Raw genomic sequence first — 23,262 nt, 5'->3', positions numbered from 1 at the left:
TAACTGAATATTTACATAAATATAATACAATACAAGGCTCCCTGACTACACTATCACCATTTAAAAGGAGAGATGTACATGCAGAGGCAAAAGCTTTTAATTAATGGGGAAAGATTAAAGAATGAGCTTGAACGGTTTGCGCACTTTGGCAGGACTGAGAATAATGGCGTAACTCGTCTGGCATTATCAGATGAGGATCGTTTAGCTAGAGATTTTTTTCGGTCATGCTGTGAAGAGTTAGGCTTAACCGTCAAGGTTGATGATATGGGCTGTATGTACGCAACACTAGAAGGTGCTAGGAATTTGCCTCCAATACTGATTGGCTCCCACTTGGATTCGGTTAAAAAAGGCGGCAGGTTTGACGGTGTGCTGGGAGTATTAGCTGGTTTAGAAGTAGTTAGAACACTTGTAGAAAATAAAATTATACCTCAAATTCCGATAACACTTGTTAATTTTACGAATGAAGAGGGGGCTCGATTTGAGCCTTCGATGATGGCATCAGGTGTGCTTTCAGGTAAATTTGATAAAGATGTGATGCTGCAAAAGAAAGATTCAGCAGGGATTACATTTGAGGAAGCACTTAAATCGATTGGGTATGAAGGGGAAGCTGAGAATCGTCTAAAAGAGGGTACTGCTTTTTTAGAATTGCATATTGAACAAGGTCCTATCCTTGAAAAAGAAGCTTTGTCGATTGGTGTAGTCGAATGTGTGGTCGGCATGGCATGCTATGATATTGAAATCACAGGTGAATCCGATCACGCAGGAACCACGCCGATGAGTATGAGAAAAGATGCTCTTTTTGGCGCCAACAATCTAATTAATGAAATCCGCACGGTATTAGGTCCATTAGATGAAGAATTAGTATTTACAATCGGCAGGGTAAACGTGTACCCAAGTATTCATACCGTGATTCCAAATAAGGTAGTATTTTCTTTAGAAGCGAGACACAAAAATCCTGAGATTGTAGGGGCATTTAAAGAATTTGTTGAAGATCTTCCAAATCGCGGCTTAAATGAAGGCTGTGAGGTAACAACAACGAAACTATGGGAGCGGGATACGGTTTGGTTTGATACTGAAATCGTTAACCAATTGGAAAAGTCATCACAGTCGCTGGGATATAGCCATAAAAGAATGGTCAGCGGTGCAGGGCATGACGCACAATTTATTGCCAGCCTTGTACCGTCCGCGATGTTATTTGTACCGAGCTTTAATGGAAAAAGCCATTGTGAAGAAGAACTCACCTCGTGGGAAGAGTGTGAAAAAGGGGTAAACGTCTTATTAGATACTGTTTTAGCATTGTTATCGAAATAATTGCAAAGACACCAGGTGATGGACCTGGTGTCTCTTTATTACATTTGTAAAGTGTATTTTTTATGGAGTAGTTTCCATTAGGAATTGAACAACTATTTTAAAAATTCTTTGCAGTTTGCAATGATATTTTGTATATTAATATAGTTAATGTTATAGAAATTTACTTAATTAACTTTTTATTTTTCTGAAATAATGAACTATGAAATATTATTTGATAGATAGGAGCATCACATGGAACGGAAATTACCATTAAAAGAAATCATAGCCTTGGGCTTTTTTATGTTCGCCTTATTTTTAGGTGCTGGGAATATAATTTTCCCGCCATTACTTGGTCAGCAAGCGGGTGAATCCCTATTATCAGCTATCATTGGTTTTTTAGTCACGGGTGTTGGACTGCCTGTCTTGGCTGTCTTTACCATCGCAAGATCAGGCGGGGATTTAAATGACTTATCCAATAGAGTACATCCCACATTCGCAAAGGTCTTTCCGGTTATTATTTATTTAACAATTGGGCCATTATTCGGAATACCGCGTACCGGAACGGTAACGTATGAGATTGGTGTTGCTCCATTCCTGCCAAACGAAAGCAGCATGGGCTTATTTATTTCAACATTCATATTTTTCCTTATTACCTTTTGGCTTGCACTTAATCCAGCAAAGCTAGTTGATCGTGTAGGAAAAGTTCTTACTCCGTTACTTTTACTGTTAATCGTTGTCATTTCAATTAGAGGATTTGCTTCTCCGATTGGTTCCATTGGTGAGGCGGCAGGAAAATACAGGGACGGAGCGTTTTTTGGTGGGTTTGTAGAAGGGTATTTAACGATGGATGCCATTGCTGCTCTTGTATTTGGGGTTGTTGTAATTAATCGTGTACAGGAAATGGGAATAACCACAGCATCTGTTATTCGTTCTTATACGATTAAGGCAGGGATCATTGCAGGGATTGGGTTGTCATTTGTCTATATATCGTTATCATTTATTGGGGCCACCTCTGTTGAGGGTGTTGGAATCCAGGATAATGGAGGGGCTATTCTTTCTTCTGTGACATCACTTTTATTCGGACCATTCGGGTCGATCATTCTTGCGCTGGTTATTACCGGAGCCTGTTTAACCACTTCTGTAGGTCTGGTTGCTGCATGTGGTGAGTATCTAAGTCAACGTTTTACTAGACTTTCCTATCCTGTTGTCGTGACCATTCTTTGTTTATTTAGCTTTACAATGGCGAATCTAGGGTTAAGTCAATTAATTTCTGTATCTATACCGCTGCTAATCAGTATTTATCCGATTGCGATTGTCCTGATTTTATTATCACTATTGCAATCTTATATACCAGTGTCGAGGGCTGTTTATATAGGTGCAATCATTGGTGCGGGAATGGTTAGTATATATGATGGTTTAACAACTGCCGGTATTGAAGCAGCTTCCATTTCGACAGCACTCACTTTCATCCCGCTTTACACGAATGGATTAGGCTGGCTGTTCCCAAGTATTGTTGGCGGGCTGCTAGGGTTACTTTTTCATTATACAAAGCTTTTTAATTCGGCAATATCATCAAAATAAGTGACTAGGGAATGCTCCCTAGTCATTTTCCTTTTAATGTAAACTATTGAAAAATAGTGAAATGATAAGAAAACAGGTGATGATTCACGCTTACATTGAATATGTTATCGTTTTTATGGCAAATGTTTCCGTTTTCCGTCGCTTTGTAAAAAATGACGCCTATGTAAATAATAAGGATATAAATTTTACAAAGGTGGTAATAAAATGAAAAAGGCAATTGGGAAATTTATGGATACTTACGGAAAATACATGGCTGTAGCAGCATTTGCTCAAAAACAATGGACTAAAAGTGAATTAGAGTACATGGTAAGCTTGTTTAGAGACGATTCTCAAAGATAATGTGAGATTCGTTTTTTTTTTGTAATTGGTTGAATGGCTGCTGGATTAATTTGAACCGGTTAGGCTAACGCCAGCCTTTTATTACTTTCTTATTAACGCTGTTCGGTACGGGAAAAGTGCTGCTTCCATGATTCCTTCTTTTACAGCCGGGTCATTTTCCATCAGTTCTCTTGCTTCTTCTTCAGACTCCACTTCGAGAATAACAATACCCATCCCGGATGGATCCATATTTAATGTCCTGCCTGCTAAGATTAGTTTTCCATCTTGCAACAACCCTTGAAGCACCTCGAAATGATGCTTAACAATACCTTCTTCTCTTTCTGTCCAATTGGCTTCATCTAATAATGAAGGAATAAGGTTGAGCTTGTATAAAAATTGCAGCTTCTCCATAAGTCAACCCTCCTGTAGTAAAGGTTTGAGTATACGGTAATGTCCTTTACCAGGCAAATAGCCTAAACCTCTATTAAGCTTTTGCATGGATTCATTTCCCGCTTCTGTATCCGTTGTGATCGTATGAGACCCTTCTTTTAGAGCTGCTTGAATGGAAAGCAGTTTTAGCGCCTTGGCAATTCCGCGGCTACGATAGTTTCTGCTCACCCCTGTATAATCATTATACATGACCCCAGTCTCCTCCGTACTAAATAGGGTAGACACACCAACAAAATGGTCTCCATCAAGAGCGATAAATACCCATTTTCCTTTCGAACAATCTTCTGGAAGTGCCTCCATTCGCCACTCCGGAAAAGCAGGAAGGTTTCCGGATTGCCCTGGGTTGTCTTTAGATGTTTCTACATATAAATCATATAATTTCTTTTCTGACACCTCACCTGGAATATCAGCTAAGGTAACAAAGGTAATTCCAGATTCTATTAATCTATCTATGGAGTTTGCAAATTTGGTCAGGTCTAGCTGGGTCAAGTTTAACCTTAATTCAAAAATATGCGCATCCAGCAAAAAAACATGCTTCTGTGCAAAGGGAAGGGAACCTGGAATCCAATCCTTTACTTCAGAAAGTAAGACAGATGCTTTATGACTTGCTGCCCAATTTTCGAGATGAGAAAGAATCAGTTCTCCAACACCTTGTCTTTGAAAATCCGGATGAACGCAAAAAGAACTCGCAAGTTCACCAGGATCACTCCATGGAGCCCGCCAGGAAGCACCATAACCAATTACCTGTCCATTTGTGTTTTCCGCTAATACTCTGATTCTCCCAAAACCTATTAGAAGACCATTATCATTTAAAGTAAGAGTAGATTTTTGAGGAATATGGCGATCTTCATCCTCTAGAGCTTCAACGGTTACAGAACCAGGTTCAATTGAGTTAAACAGCACAGCTATATGAGTATAATCTTCCGGTAACTGCAGATCTCGCAGCCTTACCTTTGTAGATAAATTACTTTTAAATACCACTAAGCTCTTCCTCCAAATAAAAGATTAGAATTTATATTATTCTATCTTTCATATAAAAATCCTTCTTTTACAAAAGCTGGATATGACAGTCCCCTTGAAAACATAGTAAAATAGGTATCTCAGGAGGGATTTACTTCATGGCAAATAGATCAGAAATTGAACGTGCAGCGGAAGAAATGAAGGCAGGTATAGAAGAAACAGCGACAGCGTATGCTGTTGAAAATAGATACAAGAGTTCTATTTTTTCAAGGAAATCATTCATAAGATTACTAGGTTTAAAGAATATTTTTATTATCCTTATATTACTGGCACTCATCCTAACAGGTGCGTGGGTATTTACAGGCAGCACTTTTAGTAAAGAAAGTACAACTTTCGTAGAACAGGTGCAAGATTTAGCAGTTCTAGCAACGGCAGAAGCACATGTGAAGGTGATTATGGAACAAGAGGATAATAAGTTATTTGGTAAGGATATTTCTGTCGATATCCCAGGTACGAAACGAGAATTATTACTAGTTGTTCCAGCTACAGTGCTTGCAGGAGTTGATCTCAAAGCAGTAACCTCAGATGATTTGAAAATAGATGAAAAGGAAAGACGAATGGAAATCATACTTCCTCATGCCACCTTCATTCAAGATCCTGCGATTCAGATGGATCAAGTGAAAACCTTCTCAGATGAAGGATTATTCCGAAGCGAAACAAAGTGGGACGAAGGATTTAACCTCGCTGCAGAAGCGCAAGAAGAAATCCTAGCAGAATCAAAAGCCATTGGACTTCTGCAGACAGCAGAAAAAAACGCTGAAAAGGTTTTAAAAGAATTCTTTGGAAACCTTGGTTATACGGTGAAAATTTCATTTAAGTAAATAACACTATAAAAAAGAGTCCAATTCAAAAATATGAATTGGACTCTTTTTTAGGATTTCCTCATTCGGACAAGTATTGGCAAAATTAAGCTAGCTGTTTCTGAATCAGGTGTGCATTCGGACAGTGAAGGGCAAAACCAAGCTCGGCTTGTTAGATTCAGCGGTGCATTCAGACAGTCAAGGGCCAAAACAAGCTTCGACTGTCCGAATCAGCGGTGCATTCAGACAGTAAAGGGCAAAACCAAGCCCGGCTTGTCCGAATCAGCCGTGCATTCAGACAGTTAAGGGCAAAATCCAGCTAGCGCTGTCCGAATAAGTGGAGCAAGTACGCTACCAAAATTCCATTAAACGGAAGTGTTGTAAAATAATATAAAAAAGTGTAATGTTACACTAAGTACATATAATAAGATTTCTTGGAGGGGCATTCTATGGGGAAAAATATGCTGCAAATGTTTTTGTATTTTGGTGTAGTTCCACTTGGTATTTCGTTTATCACACTGCTTATTACAACAGACAATTTTTTAATTAATATTATTCCGCCGCTTATCATCGGTGGCTGTATTGCTGGTGGGATTGCAAGTAAAACACTGCTCAAAACAGATGATAATAGCCGGCTCAGTCTTCTTTTCTTCCTTCCACTAGCTTATACTGCTGTATTTTGGGCGATTTTTATGATCATTAGCGGCGGTTTTTACGGGGCTGATTCATGGTTATTTTATGGTATTTTACATATAGCGATGGCTCCAATCTTTTTTATGATGATGCTAATGGGGGAAGGGAGATTGTTTCTATGGGCACCTTTAGCCTATGAACTAGCATTTGTTTTTACTATTTTCGTATCACTCCTAATAAAGAGGTTTCGCCCCACTTTTAACAAGAAGCAAGTAGTGACACTATTGGCGGTATTCATACTGGCAATGAGTACGGGGGCTGCAGTTCAGTGGCAGCGGAGTAAGACGGTCCTGCCATCTTATGGTTTTGAGTATGGCGGCGGTTATTCATCTACGGATTTAACACCTTATGAAGTAACAAATCCAGCTAATATCTTACCTAAACTAGAATCTCCCTCTACTTTTACGATAAAGAATTCTAGTGAAATGCCTAGATTAGACGGTGCAGAAGCAGCATACCCAGTTTATTCTGCTTTTGCTAATACAGTCTATGAAAACATCAGTAAAGTCGATAACGTATGGGAGATCGTCAGCTTCACCAATACAATTTACTCCTATGAACGGCTCTTGTCTGGTGAAGTGGACATATACTTTGGTGCAGAACCTTCGAAAGAGCAGCGGGATATGGCTAAAAGGCAGGGGAAGGAACTCGTCATGACGCCGATTGGCAAAGAGGCATTTGTCTTTTTTGTAAATCCCGATAATAAAGTAAATAGTTTAGATGTCTCCGAGATTCAGAGTATTTATTCTGGAAAAATAAAGAATTGGTCAGAGCTTGGAGGAAAGAATGAAAGAATAATAGCCTTTCAACGTCCGAAAAATTCTGGAAGCCAAACACTCCTAGAAAAGATTATGGGTGACACGCCGATCGTGGAGCCTTTGAAAGAAGATGTTCCAGAAGGGATGGGCGGGATTATCGAACAAGTTGCCGATTACCGGAATTATGATAATTCAATCGGATTTTCATTCCGTTTTTTTGCAACAGGAATGAGAGACAATTCAAATATTAAACTACTTGCAATAGATGGTGTCGAACCAACACCAGAGAATATTACGAGCGGAAAATATCCTTTTACTGCAAACCTTTATGCGATATCCTTAAAGAATAACACCAAGACCACGATTAAACCCTTTTTGGAGTGGATGAAGGGACCTCAGGGTCAAGAAATTATCGGAAAAATAGGTTATATTAAAAACTGAACTTAAAAAAAGGGAGGAATACTAGTTGAAAAAGGTAAGATGGGGAATTTTAAGTACCGCAAATATAGCTCAAAAATCATTGATCCCAGCATTTGATCGTGCGCAAAATGCTGTGGTCGCAGGAATTGCCTCAAGCAGTGGAAAAGCTGAGGAGGTGGCAGCGCAGTTTAATATAGCAAAGTCGTACAGCAGTTATGAAGCAATGCTGCAAGATCCCGAAATAGACGCAGTCTATATCCCGCTGCCAAACCATTTACATAAAAAGTGGACGCTAGAAGCGGCCAAACATGGAAAGCATATTCTATGTGAAAAGCCAGCTTCATTAACTGCTGACGAAACAAAAGAAATGGTTGAATTTTGCCGTGATAAAAATGTTAAATTTATGGAAGCCTTTATGTATCAATTCCACCCACAGCATGAACGGGTGAGAGAAATCATCAAAAGCGGCGAAATTGGTGATGTTAAATTTATGAGGGCTAGCTTTTCGTTTTTTCTTGCCCAGCCAGAAGGCAATGTCAGAATGGATTCAGAGAAAGGTGGAGGAAGTCTCTATGACATTGGCTGTTATGCGATTCACTCCATTCGGAATATCTTGAATGCTGAGCCGGTTGAAGTGGATATTCACGCCAACGTGGACTCAGACTACCAGGTAGATACATCCGCCTTCGGTTATATGCAAATGGAAAATGGTGTTCATGCTCATTTCGATTGCAGCTTTGATATGGCTTTTAGAGCAGAGTATGAAGTGATTGGAACGAAGGGGCAAATAAAGGTTCCACGAGCATTCCGTCCAGATAACAATGGGGGAGAAGGTCTTGTTATTGTCCAAAAAGAGGGAGTAACAAGAGAAGAGAAAATAGTTGCGGATATTTATCGAGAACAGGTTGAGCATATCTCGCAGGTAATTTTAGAGAATGGTGAACCTTCTTATTCAGGTGAAAATGCCATCCAAAATATGCGTGTCATCGAGGCCTGTTATCAGTCTATAAAAACAGGAAAAATTATTAAGTTAGTATAATAAAAAAGCAGCATAATCCCTAATAATTATCAGGGAATGTGCTGTTTTTGTTTGCTCCTAGAATTATTTTCCAATATATACATAGTGTTTTACCACTTTAGCGAGAAATAGTATGATAGGGAGAGGCTGAATTTTCTGAGATATCAAAGAAAGGGGGAACTGAGCATGACAACAGTATTAGAAATGAAAAATATTTCAATAGAATTTCCGGGTGTAAAAGCGTTAAACGAAGTATCTTTTTCTACAGAGACAGGAAGTACGCATGCTCTTATCGGTGCCAATGGGGCTGGAAAATCAACGTTAATGAAGGTTCTCTCAGGAGCTTATCATCATTATACTGGTGAAATATATTTGGACGGAAAAAAGGTCAATATTCGCTCGCCTAAGGATGCCCAAAATCTTGGTATTCAAATCGTTTACCAAGAAGTCGATACAGCACTAATTCCTTATTTGTCGGTTGGAGAGAACATCATGCTAAATGAAACCGTCAATGATATGGGAAAAAAACAATTCGTCAGCTGGAAACATATACACGAAAAAGCAGCGCACATATTAGATAGTATCCATGTAAAGATTTCATCAAAGACATTGGTAAGTGAATTAACATTAGCTGAAAAACAAATGGTTATTATTGCACGATCCTTGGTTAAGCAATGTAAATTTCTCATCTTGGATGAGCCGACAGCGCCGTTAAGTCACTCAGAAACCGAAGAATTGTTTAGAATTGTGAGGGATTTAAAAAGCAAAAATGTCGGAGTTATTTTTATTTCACATCGTCTTCCAGAGTTATTCGAGATTTGTGACGATATCACGGTAATGAAAAATGGCGAATTTGTATGTAAAGAAAAGATTGCCGAAACGTCCCAAAATAGAGTAGTAGAATATATGCTCGGGGAAAAACTAGAAGAACAATTCCCAAAATATAAGGTGGAAATCGGAGATCATGTCCTAGAGGTAAAAGGGCTTTATGATACAGGGATGATTAAGAATTTTGATATGCACGTCAAAGCAGGTGAAATTGTCGGAATTGCCGGATTAGTAGGTGCAGGAAAATCAGAGCTTTGTAAGGCTATATTTGGTGCTTCAAAAGTTACCGCAGGAGTATTAAAAATTAAAGGAAAAAGGGTAAAAATAAAGGATCCCCATCAGGCTGTGAAGCAAGGTTTGGCATTTGTGCCGGAGGAGAGAAGAAAGGAAGGCATTTTGGTACAGGAGTCAGTAGCTGCCAATCTCACTGCAGCCAGTTTAGGAAAGTTTTCAAAGGTTTTGAGCTTCCTAGATTTCAAGCGGGAAAAGGAAGTTTCAACTCAGATGATTGGCACCCTGGGAATTAAGACACCTTCTCAAGAAACCAGGGTACAAAATCTGTCAGGCGGAAATCAACAAAAAGTAGCCATTGGTAAATGGCTGATTGCCGACGCAGAAGTTTATATATTTGATGAACCTACAAAGGGTGTAGACGTTGGTGCAAAAAAAGATATTTTTGAACTTATTTCACAACTAGCGAAACGTGGCAAATCCATTATTTATGCATCATGTGAATTCTCGGAAATTTTAGGAATTACTGACCGAGTCTATGTTGTTTATGATGGACAAGTGGCCAAAGAGCTGGATACCAATGCAACGAATGAAGAAGAATTATTATTTTATTCAACAGGGGGTAAATAGAATGAGCAGTGCGAGCCCAGAAGTTCAACAAAAAATGCCCTCAAAAAAGGGATTTGAATTATTTGATTTTTTATACAAATACGGTACGATAATAACAATCTTAGCTTTAATTGTTATATTCTCGATTACAAATCAAGCCTTTATGGATGGGGCAAATATAGTTAATATCTTAAGGTCTATTTCAATTGTTACCATCATAGCAATTGGGATTACCATTTCCTTATCGGTTGATGGTTTTGATTTATCCGTTGGGTCAACCGTTTCATTAACAAATGCAGTCGTCATATCAATGTTTGTATGGTTTTCTCAGAATATATTCGTTGCTCTGTTAGCTGCAATTGGTGCTGCGCTTGTAGTGGGCGCATTTAACTCTTTTATGATTGTAAAGGTAAAAATTCCTGATATGTTAATGACACTCGCAACGATGTTTATCATTCAAGGAATTGCCTTGACTTATACAAAGGGTGCTACAGTATCTCAAAATATGGTCATGCCGGATGGATCATTCTCAACGGGTACGATTCCGGAAGTCTTTTCAAAAATTGGGCAGGTCCCTTGGATTATCATTATCATGATTGCAGCGGTTCTTCTTGTTCATATTTTTCTGAATTATACGAAACATGGACGTTACATGTATGTGATTGGAGGAAACAAGGAAGCTGCTCGATTATCTGGCATTCCAGTTAACAAGTATAAAATTGCAGCCTACTTAATGTCGGCGGCATTTGCTGCCATAGGTGGTATTGTCCTTGCTTCACGGGTAATGACAGCTGAAATTAATTCGGGTGCGCCTTATTTAATGGATGCAGTAGCAGCTGCATTTATTGGGTCATCTGTATTAGGAGCTGGCAAACCCAATGCCTTTGGTACCTTCGTTGGAGCCGTATTAATTGGGATTCTTCAAAATGGTCTTGTCATGATGTCTGTACCCTATTACGCAATGGATATCGTTAAAGGAACGGTTCTAGCTCTTGCACTTGCATTAACATACTATAAAAAGAAATAAATTGGAGGGGTTCGTAATGAAGGATTTCACAGTTGAATATTTCACCATGACGGAACAAGACGCAATTGAATATGCAAAAACAATCAATCTTTTCCCAGAAGAAGCGGAATTGACTTGTAAAGAAATTGGCGATGGAAACTTAAACTATGTTTTTAAAATTGTGGACGTAAAAAACAACCAGTCTATCATTATTAAACAAGCTGGACCGGTGGCACGAATCTCTGACGAATTTAAACTTTCGCCAGATCGCAATCGGATTGAAAGTGAAATTCTAGGACTCCAATACAAACTAGCACCTGGTTTTGTACCAAAAGTATACAATTATGATCCCGTTATGAATTGCACGGTAATGGATGATTTATCAGATCATGAGATTATGAGAACAGCTCTATTAAAACATAAGAAGTTCCCGCTGTTTGCTGACCATATTTCTACATTTTTAGTAAATACCTTATTATTAACATCCGATGTTGTGGTGGAACATAAGGAAAAGAAAGAACTGGTTAAGCAATTCATTAACCCAGAGCTTTGTGAAATAACGGAAGATTTGGTTTACACAGAACCCTTCTATGATTGCCCACGTAATGAAGTGTTTGAAGGATCAAAGGAATTTGTAAAAGAAAACATCTGGAATGATAAAAAATTAGTATTGGAAAGTGCGAAATTGAAATTTGAGTTTATGACAAATGCTCAATCGTTACTTCATGGTGATCTTCATACGGGATCTATTTTTATAAAAGAAAATTCTACCAAGGTAATTGACCCTGAATTCGCGTTTTATGGACCTGCTGGCTATGATATTGGAAATGTCATTGCAAATCTTGTTTTTGCCTATGCAAATGGTAAGTTTACGATCGAAGATGAGGAAACCCGGGATGACTATTTAAATTATCTTGTCACCACTATTAAAGATGTTATAAATTTATTTACAGATAAATTCAACAAAGCTTGGGATGAAAAAGCGACTGAACGAGTGGCGAGCTATGATGGATTTAAGGAATATTATTTAGATACAGTGTTAAGAGATACTGCAGCGGTTGCAGGTCTTGAGCTGCTTCGAAGAGTTATCGGACTTGCAAAGGTGAAGGATTTAACGACCATTGAGGATCGTGAAGCAAGAATTCGGGCAGAAAAAATTTGTTTAACAGCTGGAAAAACATTTATTATAAATCGTGACTCCATCAAAACTGGAGCAGATTTTATCAATGTGATTCAATCTGCTGAACTTACATCTGTGAAAGGGGCATAAACTTCGTGCAAAATCCAGTTACTGTTATACAATCTGTAAGACTAGATGATGAGAATGATACATTAGTATTATTAGATCAAACAGTATTACCAAATGAAACTAATTTCCTAGAATTAAAGGAAATGGAAGATATATGGGACGCGATTTATCAATTAAAGGTCCGTGGAGCACCTGCAATTGGTATCGCTGCAGCATATGGTGCTTATTTAGGATCAAAGAAATCAACAGCAGAAACCTATGAAGCGCTTTATGCAGACTTTAAGAAGGTGAAGGATTACTTGGCTACTTCACGACCAACAGCTGTAAACCTGTTCTGGGCATTAAATCGGATGGAAGACCGATTTAAACAAGAAGCAGGGAAAAGTGTAGCAGAAGTGAAAGCAGCACTGAAAGAGGAATCGGAAGCGATTCGTGCGGAGGATGAAAAAATCTGCGAAGCCATTGGTCAGAATGCATTGTCCTTGCTGGAGCCAGGCTGGGGATTACTAACGCATTGTAATGCTGGAACCATCGCAACGGCCAAGTACGGAACGGCATTAGCTCCGATTTATTTAGGTCAGGAAAAAGGTTATAACTTCAAAGTCTATGCAGATGAAACAAGACCATTACTCCAAGGAGCTCGGTTAACGGCGTGGGAGCTGCAGCAGGCTGGAGTAGATGTCACGTTAATTTGTGATAATATGGCTTCCATCGTGATGAAGGAAGGCAAAATTCAAGCAGTGCTAGTTGGCTGTGACCGTGTTGCTGCAAATGGCGATTCAGCGAATAAAATTGGAACATCTGGTGTAGCGATTCTCGCAAAGCACTACAATATTCCATTTTATGTTTGTGCACCATTATCTACAATTGATTTAGAATGTAAAACAGGCAATGACATTCACATCGAATTGCGCCCGTCTGAAGAAATCACAACGAAATGGTATGAGCAATCTATGGCACCGGAGGGTGTTCAAACCTATAACCCTGCCTTTGATGTTACCGACCATTCATTAATCACAGGGATTGTTACGGAAAATGGGATTGCTTATGCGCCATATACAGAAAGCCTTCCAAAAATGTTTAAAAATAAAATGTTATAACTGAGTCTAACTGATAAATTTTGAAGTGCCTCTAAAAAATTTAAAAGCCGAATTGAGATACGGTTTGACATAGTAATTGGTATATTAGTAATGCAAAACCTCGCCACAATCTTGGCGAGGTTTCTTTTTGATTCGACTTTACAAGATAGTATTAAAAGCCTATAAAAAAACAGGTAATTTGTCACGAATTGACAGTTTTGACAAAACATGACTATAATTTACTTAATTCTGAAAATTTTTAAAAGTAGAAACTCGATATTTGATAGGTTTTGTAATCAGGAGGTCAAGCATGATTGTATTTAATCAGGTAAATAAGTTTTATGGAGATTTTCAAGTCTTAAAAGATATTAATCTCACAATCAATCAAGGTGAAGTAGTTGTCGTAATAGGTCCATCCGGTTCAGGGAAAAGTACTCTGCTACGCTGTATCAATCACTTGGAAACAATCTCTGATGGGACGCTCACCGTAAATGGGATTTCTGTAGGGGATAAAAAAACAGATATAAATAAGCTAAGGCGCAATATTGGAATGGTTTTTCAACATTTTTATTTATATCCCCACAAAACCGTGCTTGAAAATATTACTCTTGCTCCTATGAAAGCATTGGGCCAATCCGAAAAAGAAGCTAAGGAAACAGCCCAACATTATCTAGAAAAAGTAGGGATATTGGATAAGGCAGAATCTTATCCTTCTCAGCTATCCGGAGGCCAGCAGCAGCGTGTAGCAATTGCCAGAGGCCTTGCAATGAAACCAGAAATTATGCTTTTCGATGAACCAACCTCTGCACTTGATCCCGAAATGATCGGGGAGGTTCTGGATGTAATGAAAACCCTAGCCAGGGAAGGCATGACAATGGTCGTAGTAACCCACGAAATGGGCTTTGCCCGGGAGGTTGCCGACCGGATTGTATTTATGGATGCAGGAAGAATTTTAGAAGAAGCAGTTCCGGCTGAATTTTATGAGAATCCGCGTGAAGAACGGGCTCGCTTATTTCTCAGCCGTATATTAAATCATTAACCAAGGGGGAAAATGGAATGTTCAAAACAAAAAAATCCGTAAAAATGGCATTAGTAACAATACTAGCTGCCTTATTTCTTGCCGGTTGCGGCGGGGACAAGGCCTCTACTGATAGTAGCAAGGATGTACTAGCCCAGATCAAGGAAGACAAAAAAATTGTATTTGGCGTAAAACATGACACGCGTTTGTTTGGATTAAAAAATCCATCGACAGGTGAAGTAGAAGGGTTCGATATCGATCTTTCAAAAGCGTTGGCAGAAGAAATGTTTGGCAAGGATGTTAAGCCTGAGTTCGTTGAGGTTACTTCGAAAACGAGGGTAGGTCTCTTAAATAATGGTAAGGTTGATGCGGTTGTCGCTACGATGACGATCACGGAAGAACGCAAAAAAGAAGTTGATTTTACTGATGTTTATTTTGATGCCGGGCAATCATTGCTTGTGAAAAAAGGGAGCAAGATTCAGAGCATTGAAGACTTGAAAAAAGGCACAAATGTACTTGCTGTTAAAGGCTCTACATCTTCAATAAATATTCGTGAGAAAGCGCCTGAAACAACTGTACTTGAATTCGAAAACTATGCTGAAGCCTTTACAGCACTCAAGGCAGGTAAGGGTGATGCCCTGACTACAGATGATTCGATTCTTTATGGTATGGCAGAAGAAGATCCGTCATTTGAATTGGTCGGAGGAACGTTTACAGAAGAGCCCTACGGGATTGCTGTTAAAAAAGGAAATAAAGAGCTTGTGGATGAGTTGAATAAAGCCTTAAAAAGCCTGAAGGATTCAGGAAAGTACGATGAGATTAAGGATAAATGGATTAAAAATTAATTATTAATACCAGGTTTCTCATCAGGATGGGCTGTAATCCGTATGTAATCTTTTCGGGCGGCTCATCCTGATTATTTAGGAGGAGATCGTTTGCTGGATTTCTCGATATTAACAACTAATATGGATTCATTTTTAGAAGGATTAAAAATAACCATCATTGCTAGTTTAATAGCTTTATTAGGAAGTTTTATTTTAGGAACACTTCTTGCTGTTATGCGAATTGCCCCGTTTAAACCTCTTAACTGGTTAGGGACGGCATATGTTGAATTTATTCGTAATATACCAGTTCTGGTTATCGTGTTTTTCGCTTATTTAGCTGGTAACTTTGGCGGGATGACTGCAGGAACAATCGGGTTGACCATCTATACAGCCGCTTTCATCGCCGAAGCCATCCGTGCCGGAATTATGTCTGTACCAAGAGGGCAAATGGAAGCTGCCCGCTCGACAGGATTAACTTACGGCCAGGCAATGAGAATGGTTATACTCCCTCAGGCTATAAAGATCGTCATCCCTCCCCTGGGCAACCAATTTATCAATTTAGTTAAAAATTCATCCTTGTTAGCAGTCGTTGCAGGAGGGGATTTAATGTATCAGGGGGATTTAATATCTGCAAAAACGTACGTAACCTTTGATACCTATGTTTTTGTTGCCTTATTTTATTTAATTTTAACTATACCTTTAAGTCTTGGCGTAGGATATTTAGAAAAACGCTTGGCAAGAAGTAATTAAGGAGGGCAGAGATGGATTTTCTGGCACCGTTCATTGAAGTATACACACCAGAACATTTTAAATTTTTGCTAGAAGGATTTGGAGTAACCCTTAAGGTTGCTGCAATTTCAATCGTGCTCAGTTTCATTATTGGTGGTCTTATTGGAACTCTCAGATATGCGCGGATTCCCGTTGTTTCTCAATTACTAGCCGTGATTGTCGAGACGATTCGTAATCTTCCTTTGCTGCTCATCATTTTCTTCACCTATTTTGCATTGCCCGAAATCGGGATTGAAATGGAAATAACGACTGCGGCCATCGCAGCATTGACGGTTTTTGAATCAGCCATGCTGTCAGAAATCATCCGAAGCGGTTTAAACTCGATCGAAAAAGGACAAATTGAAGCAGGACGTGCGTCTGGCCTAAACTACATCCAGACACTACGCTTTATCATCATGCCACAAGCTCTGAGAAGAATGGTTCCTCCTATTGTCAGTCAATTTATTTCTTTACTTAAAGATACATCATTAGCCGTCGTCATCGCGTTGCCCGATTTATTGCACAACGGACAAATTATTTACGCACAAAAGGGATCGTATGTGATACCTGTTTTCGTAATTGTAGCATTGATGTATTTTATCGTTAATTATGCTTTGTCACTAGTTGCACGAAGGTTAGAATTAAAGCAAGCGTAAGAAATCCGGCTCATTAATAGGGTCGGTTTTTTCTTTTCTTTTTGTTTTTAAAAATTCAAAGTTTATCATAAAAAACAGAAAAAAGTTACTAACAAATTGACTGCACAACTATAAAATAAGAATATTGTTAATGGATGATTAAAATTGAAAATCTCTGCTGAAAAAGGAGTTCAATACATATGCAGGATAACAAACAATATTATTCCGATCTCGAAGCAAGAGAAATGATCTGCGAAATTGGAAGAAGAGTATATAACAGAAATTATGTAGCGGCCAATGATGGAAATATCTCGGTAAAAGTGAGCCCTAATGCAATTTGGACAACACCTACTGGAGTAAGTAAAGGCTATATGACACCTGATATGATGGTTAAAATGGACCTTTCCGGTAAGATTCTTTCGGGAAATTTGAAACCTTCTTCTGAGGTAAAAATGCACCTTAGGGTTTACAATGAAAATCCAGAAGTCACTGCTGTCGTTCATGCTCATCCTCCAGTTGCAACATCGTTTGCAATAGCTGGGATTCCTCTTGATAAACCAGTGTTACCAGAGGCGATTGTGTTGTTAGGTAATGTACCAGTAGCTCCTTATGCTTTACCTGGCACACAAGAAGTTCCGGATTCCATTGCTCCATATTGCAAGACACACAATGCTGTCCTTTTAGCTAACCACGGAGCCCTGACATGGGGAAGAGATCTGATGGAGGCATACTTCCGAATGGAATCGCTTGAACATTACGCTACAATCCTAATGTACTCCAACAATATTTTGAAAAAGGCGAACGAATTGAATCGTTCGCAAATCACTGACTTAATAATGATTCGCGAATCGATGGGAATCAAAACAGGCGGCGTTCCGATAAGTGAAGCAGATAGGAGAGCTGAAGAAGAATAACCCCATATGTACAGATAAATCGCAAATTAGGAAAAGAAAGGTGCCGCCTCTCGCTTTATGATTAAGGTGAGGGGGAAAGAAGATGAATAGATTAAAGAAAAAGGATCCGTATCGGGTTTATATTTATACCTGTTTTTTATCTCAATTGTTTTTTACCTTTGTTTTTACCGTAAACTTGTTATATCAGGTTGAAATAGTTCAACTTGATCCATTGCAGTTAGTTTTAGTGGGGACTGTTTTGGAGGCAACTGTTTTCATTTTTGAAATCCCAACTGGAATCCTGTCCGATTTAAAAAGCAGAAAACTATCTGTGATTATTGGCTTTTTCTTAATTGGAATAGGTTTTATTATTGAAGGATTGTTTCCGTTTTTTACAGCTGTGATTTTATCTCAAGTGATTTGGGGGATTGGATATACCTTTACGAGTGGTTCTCATCAAGCTTGGATTGCAGATGAGATTGGGGAAGAACGTGCTTCTTCAGCATTTGTCAAAGGCGCGAAGGCAGGTAATCTCGGAAAAGTCCTTGCCATCCCATTAAGCATGCTGGCAGGGTATTATATACTCAATTTGCCAATCATTTTAGGCGGAATTGGGTTGGCAGTGCTGTCCATCCTTTTGGTTTTCTTTATGAAAGAAGAGAATTTTAAACCAGCTGAAAAAGTGGAGAGAGTATCGGTCTGGAAGAATATCAAGGAAAATATGAATCAAATTTTTTACTATTCTAGAGTAAATTATCTAATGAGAATACTTTTTCTGATTGCATTGTTTTTTGGCTTTTATAGTGAGGGCTTTGACCGACTGTGGATTCCCCACTTTATAGAGCAATCAGGATTATCAAATTTATCAGATAGTCAGTTAGTTTTGCTGATGGGCGGGGTTCAATTTATTGTCGTCCTTTTGACGTTTGCTGCACTGTATTTTATTGATAATAGTTCCATCCACCAGCGTCTTAACCATATTTACGTCGCCCTTTTTATTGGGAGCATTTTAATTATCTGTTCATTAATTGGTTTTGCTTTTACCACATTCGCTGTTGGTTTGTTAGCTTTTTATATCATTATCCAAATTTCAAGAAGCATTATGTACCCATTGGAGACGGTTTGGCTGAATAAAATCATCCCGGATTCATCCACACGAGCTACCTTTTTTTCAGTCAAAGGACAGGTAGACGCAACTGGACAAATTGGCGGTGGACCTGTGATTGGCGTGTTTGCGTCAAACTTTACGATTAAAATAGCCATATTGGTTAGTGCCATTATATTAACGCCTGTCCTATTTTTATATCAACATATTATGAAAAAAACTAGAGGATGAGAATTCATCCTCTTTCTTTTATGGGAATATGAATCTCCATATAGACTTTGTCGTAATCCCAGTGGTGGCAATGTTCATCATAGTATTCAAAGTCAAAAGCATCTTCATCCACTTCATAAGATGATTGTGGGAACCAGTCCTCCAAGATATATTTCCATGTTCCTTTGATGGCTGAAGCAAACTTCTCAACTTCAACCAAAGGAGTTCTGAACAGAGCATAAGTGGCTGCTGGTATTTGTAAAGGTGTCAGCCCATCTGGAAGCGAAGTATCACTGTCTAAATCGACAGCAAATAAATAGATAAACTTATCTTCTGCTGCTGAAGGACTTAAATTAATACAGTACTCCCCATGCCTTTTCGGGGCTAGTGATTGATATAGAAATCTTTCGATCGAACCATCTGCCAGCCCTTCTTGATCCCAAATCGCAGGTGCATCTCTAGTAAAAGAAACATTTCCTATATTAATGGGAAATGTTTTGCCAGCAACCGTGAAGGACGGCCTTTTCACAATCATAGGCTGCATCACGATGCCGCCCGTGTTCTTTTGATGAATACTAATCAAATCTAATTTTTGTGGTAATGATTTTGGGCAATGAATCTTATAAAAACTAGGAGGGCTTCCAAAGCATTTTTTAAAGGCTTTTGTAAAACCTGCATGGGTTTCAAATCCGTAATCCATGGCAATTTGGATGATTTTTTTTCCATTAACTAATTCATGTAAAGCGTATTGAAGCTTTCTCTTTACTACATAGTCCATTAGCGTATATCCTGTATGCTTCTGAAAAACTCGATAAAAATGATAAGGAGAATATCCCGCCATGTTTGCTAAATTCTCTGGATCAATTTCTTCCTGTATATGTTGCTCAATATAATCAATCACTTGTTGCAGCAGGAGTAACTGTTGGATATCTATCACCTCAAATCTACTAAGCTTTTTTGGATAACTGTATCAAAATATAATGTGTTGAAATTCTCCGGGTTCTACTTCATTATAAGGATAGAGACATTTATAGGAAATAAGTATATTTATGATAGGAAGTAGATTATGACGGAAGAAAACATAACCCGAATTGATTTGGACGGCAAAGAAATTATATTAATTGGTACCGCTCACGTTTCCAAACAAAGTGTTGCACAGGTTAAAGAGGTCATAGACCGTGAACAGCCTGATTCTGTTTGTATTGAATTGGATGAACAACGCTACAAGTCGATTATGGAAGGCAGCAAATGGAGAGAAACGGATATCTTTAAGGTCATAAAAGAAAAAAAGGCAACATTATTAATCATGAATTTGGCGATTTCCTCCTTCCAAAACCGTTTAGCCAAGCAATTTGACACAAAACCAGGTCAGGAAATGATTCAAGGGATTGAATCAGCAAAAGAAATAGGGGCTGAGCTCGTTTTAGCCGACCGTAATATCCAAATTACGTTCTCGCGTATTTGGGGTAATGTTGGTGTCTGGGGAAAAGCCCAGCTGCTCACATCAATTATTTATAGTATTTTTAATAAAGAAACCATTTCAGAAGAAGAACTTGAGAAAATGAAGACTCAAGATACATTGAATGCTTCACTTGCGGAAATTTCCGAAGCATTTCCTAAACTAAAGAAGCCTTTGATTGATGAACGTGATCAATACCTAGCTCAAAAAATTAAAGAAGCACCTGGCAAAAAGGTTGTCGCAGTTCTTGGGGCAGCGCACGTCCCAGGAATCACAAAAGAGATTCATAATGACCAGGATTTGCAGGCACTCACAAAAACAAAACCAAAATCTAAAACACCGCAAATTATCGGCTGGGCTATTCCCGTACTGATTGTTGCGCTTATAGCAGTTACCTTTTTTCTTAACCCATCTGCTGGTATGGATCAAGCAATTAGCTGGATTCTATGGACCGGAATCACCGCTGCACTTGGTGCGGCTGCTGCATTGGGACACCCGTTGGCCATTTTATCAGCCTTTTTGGCCGCGCCAATAACCACCTTACATCCATTGTTGGCGGCAGGTTGGGTCTCGGGGATTGTACAAGCTTATATCAAACGGCCGAGTGTCGCAGACTTTGAAACATTATCAGAAGACGTATTCTCTTTAAAGGGCTTTTGGCGGAATAAATTTACAAGGGTCCTGCTGGTCATCATTCTTACCAACATTGGAGGTTCATTTGGAACCTTTATCGGGGGAGCAGACGTGATTCGTACGTTCCTTAATAATTTGTAAAAAGTGTTTGATCTCAACCACAGTTCTAGGAGCTGTGGTTTTTTATCGTTGTAAAATGTTGTCGAACGTTTACTAGGTAATACTGCTGCGGGCTGAAGTAGAATAGAGGTAATAGACTAGCAGAGGGGTTGGAAATGGTTGAATATTTATCTCATCCGTCATGGCGAAGCAGAGCATAATGTGGATAAAACAGTGATGGCGCATACCCATGATTCACAGCATAGTTTAACGGAACTGGGGCATAAACAAGCCCAGGTAACCGCAGAATTTTTCAAAACAATCGTCACCTCAAAGACTGTTCTGTACAGTTCACCTTATCTAAGAACGATGCAAACCGCTAAGGCCATTCATGCTCGATTACCAGAAAGCGTTCCATTTTACGAGAATCCATTAATACGAGAGTGGGAGCTGGGGAATCTTTATGATTTTGCTGATCGTCCCCCTGAAAAGAAGAAGGAGTTCAAAGCGGCTGGTCAATTTTACTTTCGCTTTGAAAATGGAGAATCACTGGCAGATGTGTACTTGCGTGCGACGATGTTCATGCATACGGTAGTAGAACGTGTGAGGAAACAGCAACGCTATGAAAATATTGTGATTGTCACCCATGCAGCCTTTATCCACATGCTTCTAACCTTTTTGATGAATTGGCCAATAGAAGATTTAAAAAATTTCAAACCGGTAGAAAACGCCTCGGTTATTAAAATAAATGAAGTAGATGGAGATTATCAGTACGAGAAAATTTTCGTGCCAGTCGTGGAAAACTAAAACTTATGATCCACTCTCGTTGAATTCGAATGAGAGTGTTTTTTTATATTATTTTCCTTTTAGAATTATAAAACTATTTTCTAAAATAACAAAATGTTTATTTTTCAGCTAAGAAAAGCAGTAAAAACTATTACATGAAAATTTCCAATAATTTAAATTGACTGAAAAGTATAATTATATTATTATTCTAGTAATAATAAAATCTTTCGTAAGACGAAAGTTTAGTAAATCTAACCAGAAAGAAGGGACTCTGCATGTCACAGATGTTAGCTCTAGTTATTCTTATGCTTATTTTATTTATTGGAGATTTTGTTGCCGTACGAACAAAGGCATGGGTACCTTCAATTTTTATTTGTGCCGTCTTGTTCCTTGGGGGATATTGGACATTCTTCCCACAAGACATCGTAGCACTCGCAGGGGTGCCGCCAGTGGTTGCAACAATGATGATGTACTTATTAATTACCAATATGGGAACGTTACTATCGCTTCAAGAATTGAAGAACCAGTGGAAAACCATCATAATTGCTCTCTCGGGGATTTTAGGAATTATTGCAATATTATTCGGAATTGGAACATTCCTTTTCGGCTATCAGACAGTAGTTGTTGCGATTCCTCCTTTAGTAGGTGGAGTTGTGTCCGCCTTGATCATGTCTGAAGGAGCTAAGGAAGCAGGACTTGCATCATTATCTGTATTTGCTATCGTGATTTATGTTATGCAGGGATTTGCGGGATATCCGATCACTTCTATCGTTTTGAAAAAAGAAGGGAAGAGACTTCTACAGCAATATCGCAGCGGACAACTTGCGGAAAAAGCACAAGGGAAGGCTGCAGTTGAAGTCGCCGCTGAAGCAGCTGCCAAACCTGAGTTGAAACTTTTTAAGAATATGCCAGAAAAGTATAATACCGACTTCTTTAAGTTTTTGAGGCTTTCATTGGTTGCATACCTAGCTTATCTAACTTCAACTCTATTAGCTCCTGTGGTTACAATCAGCCCGTTTGTACTTTGCTTATTGTTCGGGGTCATTGCCACTAGTGCTGGATTCCTGGAAAAGCAGGTTTTACAAAAAGCAAATGGTTTCGGATTTGCCATCATGGCGCTTATGCTGTTTATCTTTGACGGATTAAAACAAGCGACACCAAGCATGATGCTTGAAATTATCTACCCGCTTGTCGGAACAATTGTATTAGGGGTAATCGGGATGTATATCTTCTCATTCATTGCCGGAAAGATTTTAAAAGTAAGCAAAGATATGGCTTTCGCTGTTTCGCTTACAGCTTTATATGGATTTCCAGCTGATTACATTATCACAAACGAAGTCATTAAATCCTTGACAGAAGATGAAAAGGAAAGAGAAATGCTGACCAGCAATATGCTGCCTCCTATGCTTGTCGGAGGATTCATTACCGTAACAATGGTGTCGGTTATACTAGCAGGTATCTTTGTAGGGTTCTTGTAAGAAG

General features: G+C 38.8%; 22 protein-coding genes. 19 read left to right on the top strand and 3 right to left on the bottom strand.

Annotated features, from left to right (window positions below; all coding sequences use genetic code 11):
- Positions 1 to 78 precede the first annotated feature (78 nt).
- The 3 genes from ACIQAA_RS20930 (at position 79) to ACIQAA_RS20920 (ending at position 3,210) form a co-directional block, all read left to right on the top strand.
- Entirely contained in the window at positions 79 to 1,311 is a 1,233-nt protein-coding gene (locus ACIQAA_RS20930; protein WP_402623144.1) for a Zn-dependent hydrolase, read from the top strand.
- A gap of 231 nt (positions 1,312 to 1,542) precedes the next feature.
- Positions 1,543 to 2,871, top strand: coding sequence for a branched-chain amino acid transport system II carrier protein (gene brnQ, locus ACIQAA_RS20925; RefSeq protein WP_402623141.1), 1,329 nt, complete (start codon positions 1,543 to 1,545; stop codon positions 2,869 to 2,871).
- A 204-nt stretch (positions 2,872 to 3,075) separates the two neighbouring features.
- Positions 3,076 to 3,210 (top strand): hypothetical protein, encoded by a 135-nt coding sequence (locus tag ACIQAA_RS20920; RefSeq protein WP_402623138.1) that lies wholly within the window; start codon positions 3,076 to 3,078, stop codon positions 3,208 to 3,210.
- Between the two features lie 81 nt (positions 3,211 to 3,291).
- Here ACIQAA_RS20920 and ACIQAA_RS20915 read toward each other — a convergent pair whose 3' ends face one another.
- Entirely contained in the window at positions 3,292 to 3,600 is a 309-nt protein-coding gene (locus ACIQAA_RS20915) for a YciI family protein (protein ID WP_402623136.1), read from the bottom strand.
- Between the two features lie 3 nt (positions 3,601 to 3,603).
- Positions 3,604 to 4,620: a GNAT family N-acetyltransferase gene (locus ACIQAA_RS20910; protein WP_402623133.1), complete on the bottom strand. Its 1,017-nt coding sequence runs from the start codon at positions 4,618 to 4,620 to the stop codon at positions 3,604 to 3,606.
- 137 nt (positions 4,621 to 4,757) lie between these two features.
- Between ACIQAA_RS20910 and ACIQAA_RS20905 the strand changes: the two genes are divergently transcribed.
- From ACIQAA_RS20905 to ACIQAA_RS20845, 13 genes are all read left to right on the top strand, one after another.
- Entirely contained in the window at positions 4,758 to 5,480 is a 723-nt protein-coding gene (locus ACIQAA_RS20905; protein ID WP_402623130.1) for a DUF4230 domain-containing protein, read from the top strand.
- A 428-nt stretch (positions 5,481 to 5,908) separates the two neighbouring features.
- Positions 5,909 to 7,351 carry a PstS family phosphate ABC transporter substrate-binding protein gene (locus tag ACIQAA_RS20900; RefSeq protein ID WP_402623128.1) on the top strand — a complete coding sequence of 481 codons (1,443 nt, stop codon included), beginning with the start codon at positions 5,909 to 5,911 and terminating at the stop codon, positions 7,349 to 7,351.
- 25 nt (positions 7,352 to 7,376) lie between these two features.
- A complete protein-coding gene (locus ACIQAA_RS20895) occupies positions 7,377 to 8,369 on the top strand; it encodes a Gfo/Idh/MocA family protein (RefSeq protein ID WP_402623125.1) in 993 nt (330 codons plus the stop codon).
- Positions 8,370 to 8,534: 165 nt separating this feature from the next.
- Entirely contained in the window at positions 8,535 to 10,037 is a 1,503-nt protein-coding gene (locus ACIQAA_RS20890; protein ID WP_402623122.1) for a sugar ABC transporter ATP-binding protein, read from the top strand.
- 1 nt (position 10,038) lies between these two features.
- Entirely contained in the window at positions 10,039 to 11,043 is a 1,005-nt protein-coding gene (locus ACIQAA_RS20885) for an ABC transporter permease (RefSeq protein WP_402623120.1), read from the top strand.
- A gap of 16 nt (positions 11,044 to 11,059) precedes the next feature.
- Positions 11,060 to 12,292: an S-methyl-5-thioribose kinase gene (mtnK, locus tag ACIQAA_RS20880; protein ID WP_402623118.1), complete on the top strand. Its 1,233-nt coding sequence runs from the start codon at positions 11,060 to 11,062 to the stop codon at positions 12,290 to 12,292.
- A 5-nt stretch (positions 12,293 to 12,297) separates the two neighbouring features.
- Positions 12,298 to 13,371 carry an S-methyl-5-thioribose-1-phosphate isomerase gene (mtnA, locus tag ACIQAA_RS20875; protein WP_402623115.1) on the top strand — a complete coding sequence of 358 codons (1,074 nt, stop codon included), beginning with the start codon at positions 12,298 to 12,300 and terminating at the stop codon, positions 13,369 to 13,371.
- A 289-nt stretch (positions 13,372 to 13,660) separates the two neighbouring features.
- Positions 13,661 to 14,389: an amino acid ABC transporter ATP-binding protein gene (locus tag ACIQAA_RS20870; RefSeq protein ID WP_402623112.1), complete on the top strand. Its 729-nt coding sequence runs from the start codon at positions 13,661 to 13,663 to the stop codon at positions 14,387 to 14,389.
- A 17-nt stretch (positions 14,390 to 14,406) separates the two neighbouring features.
- A complete protein-coding gene (locus ACIQAA_RS20865) occupies positions 14,407 to 15,213 on the top strand; it encodes a transporter substrate-binding domain-containing protein (RefSeq protein WP_402623111.1) in 807 nt (268 codons plus the stop codon).
- A gap of 90 nt (positions 15,214 to 15,303) precedes the next feature.
- Complete coding sequence (locus ACIQAA_RS20860; protein ID WP_045514847.1) at positions 15,304 to 15,942, top strand: amino acid ABC transporter permease; 639 nt, start codon at positions 15,304 to 15,306, stop codon at positions 15,940 to 15,942.
- A gap of 11 nt (positions 15,943 to 15,953) precedes the next feature.
- Positions 15,954 to 16,616, top strand: a complete 663-nt coding sequence (locus ACIQAA_RS20855; RefSeq protein ID WP_045514849.1) for an amino acid ABC transporter permease — start codon at positions 15,954 to 15,956, stop codon at positions 16,614 to 16,616.
- Positions 16,617 to 16,795: 179 nt separating this feature from the next.
- Positions 16,796 to 17,509: a class II aldolase/adducin family protein gene (locus tag ACIQAA_RS20850; RefSeq protein ID WP_402623107.1), complete on the top strand. Its 714-nt coding sequence runs from the start codon at positions 16,796 to 16,798 to the stop codon at positions 17,507 to 17,509.
- A gap of 82 nt (positions 17,510 to 17,591) precedes the next feature.
- Complete coding sequence (locus tag ACIQAA_RS20845; protein WP_402623105.1) at positions 17,592 to 18,824, top strand: MFS transporter; 1,233 nt, start codon at positions 17,592 to 17,594, stop codon at positions 18,822 to 18,824.
- A gap of 4 nt (positions 18,825 to 18,828) precedes the next feature.
- Here the strand turns inward: ACIQAA_RS20845 and ACIQAA_RS20840 are convergent, their stop codons facing one another.
- Complete coding sequence (locus ACIQAA_RS20840) at positions 18,829 to 19,740, bottom strand: AraC family transcriptional regulator (RefSeq protein ID WP_402623102.1); 912 nt, start codon at positions 19,738 to 19,740, stop codon at positions 18,829 to 18,831.
- Positions 19,741 to 19,869: 129 nt separating this feature from the next.
- On the opposite strand from ACIQAA_RS20840, the gene ACIQAA_RS20835 reads away from it, so the two are divergent.
- The 3 genes from ACIQAA_RS20835 (at position 19,870) to ACIQAA_RS20825 (ending at position 23,258) form a co-directional block, all read left to right on the top strand.
- Positions 19,870 to 21,036 (top strand): TraB/GumN family protein, encoded by a 1,167-nt coding sequence (locus ACIQAA_RS20835; protein WP_402623099.1) that lies wholly within the window; start codon positions 19,870 to 19,872, stop codon positions 21,034 to 21,036.
- A 138-nt stretch (positions 21,037 to 21,174) separates the two neighbouring features.
- Positions 21,175 to 21,801 (top strand): histidine phosphatase family protein, encoded by a 627-nt coding sequence (locus ACIQAA_RS20830; RefSeq protein ID WP_402623096.1) that lies wholly within the window; start codon positions 21,175 to 21,177, stop codon positions 21,799 to 21,801.
- Between the two features lie 254 nt (positions 21,802 to 22,055).
- The gene (locus tag ACIQAA_RS20825) at positions 22,056 to 23,258 is read left to right on the top strand and encodes a hypothetical protein (protein ID WP_402623093.1); all 1,203 of its coding nucleotides are present in this window, start codon (positions 22,056 to 22,058) and stop codon (positions 23,256 to 23,258) included.
- Positions 23,259 to 23,262: the final 4 nt, after the last annotated feature.

It is taken from the genome of Neobacillus sp. NPDC093182, from assembly GCF_044754045.1.
This window is presented reverse-complemented; position numbering and strand designations above follow the sequence as displayed.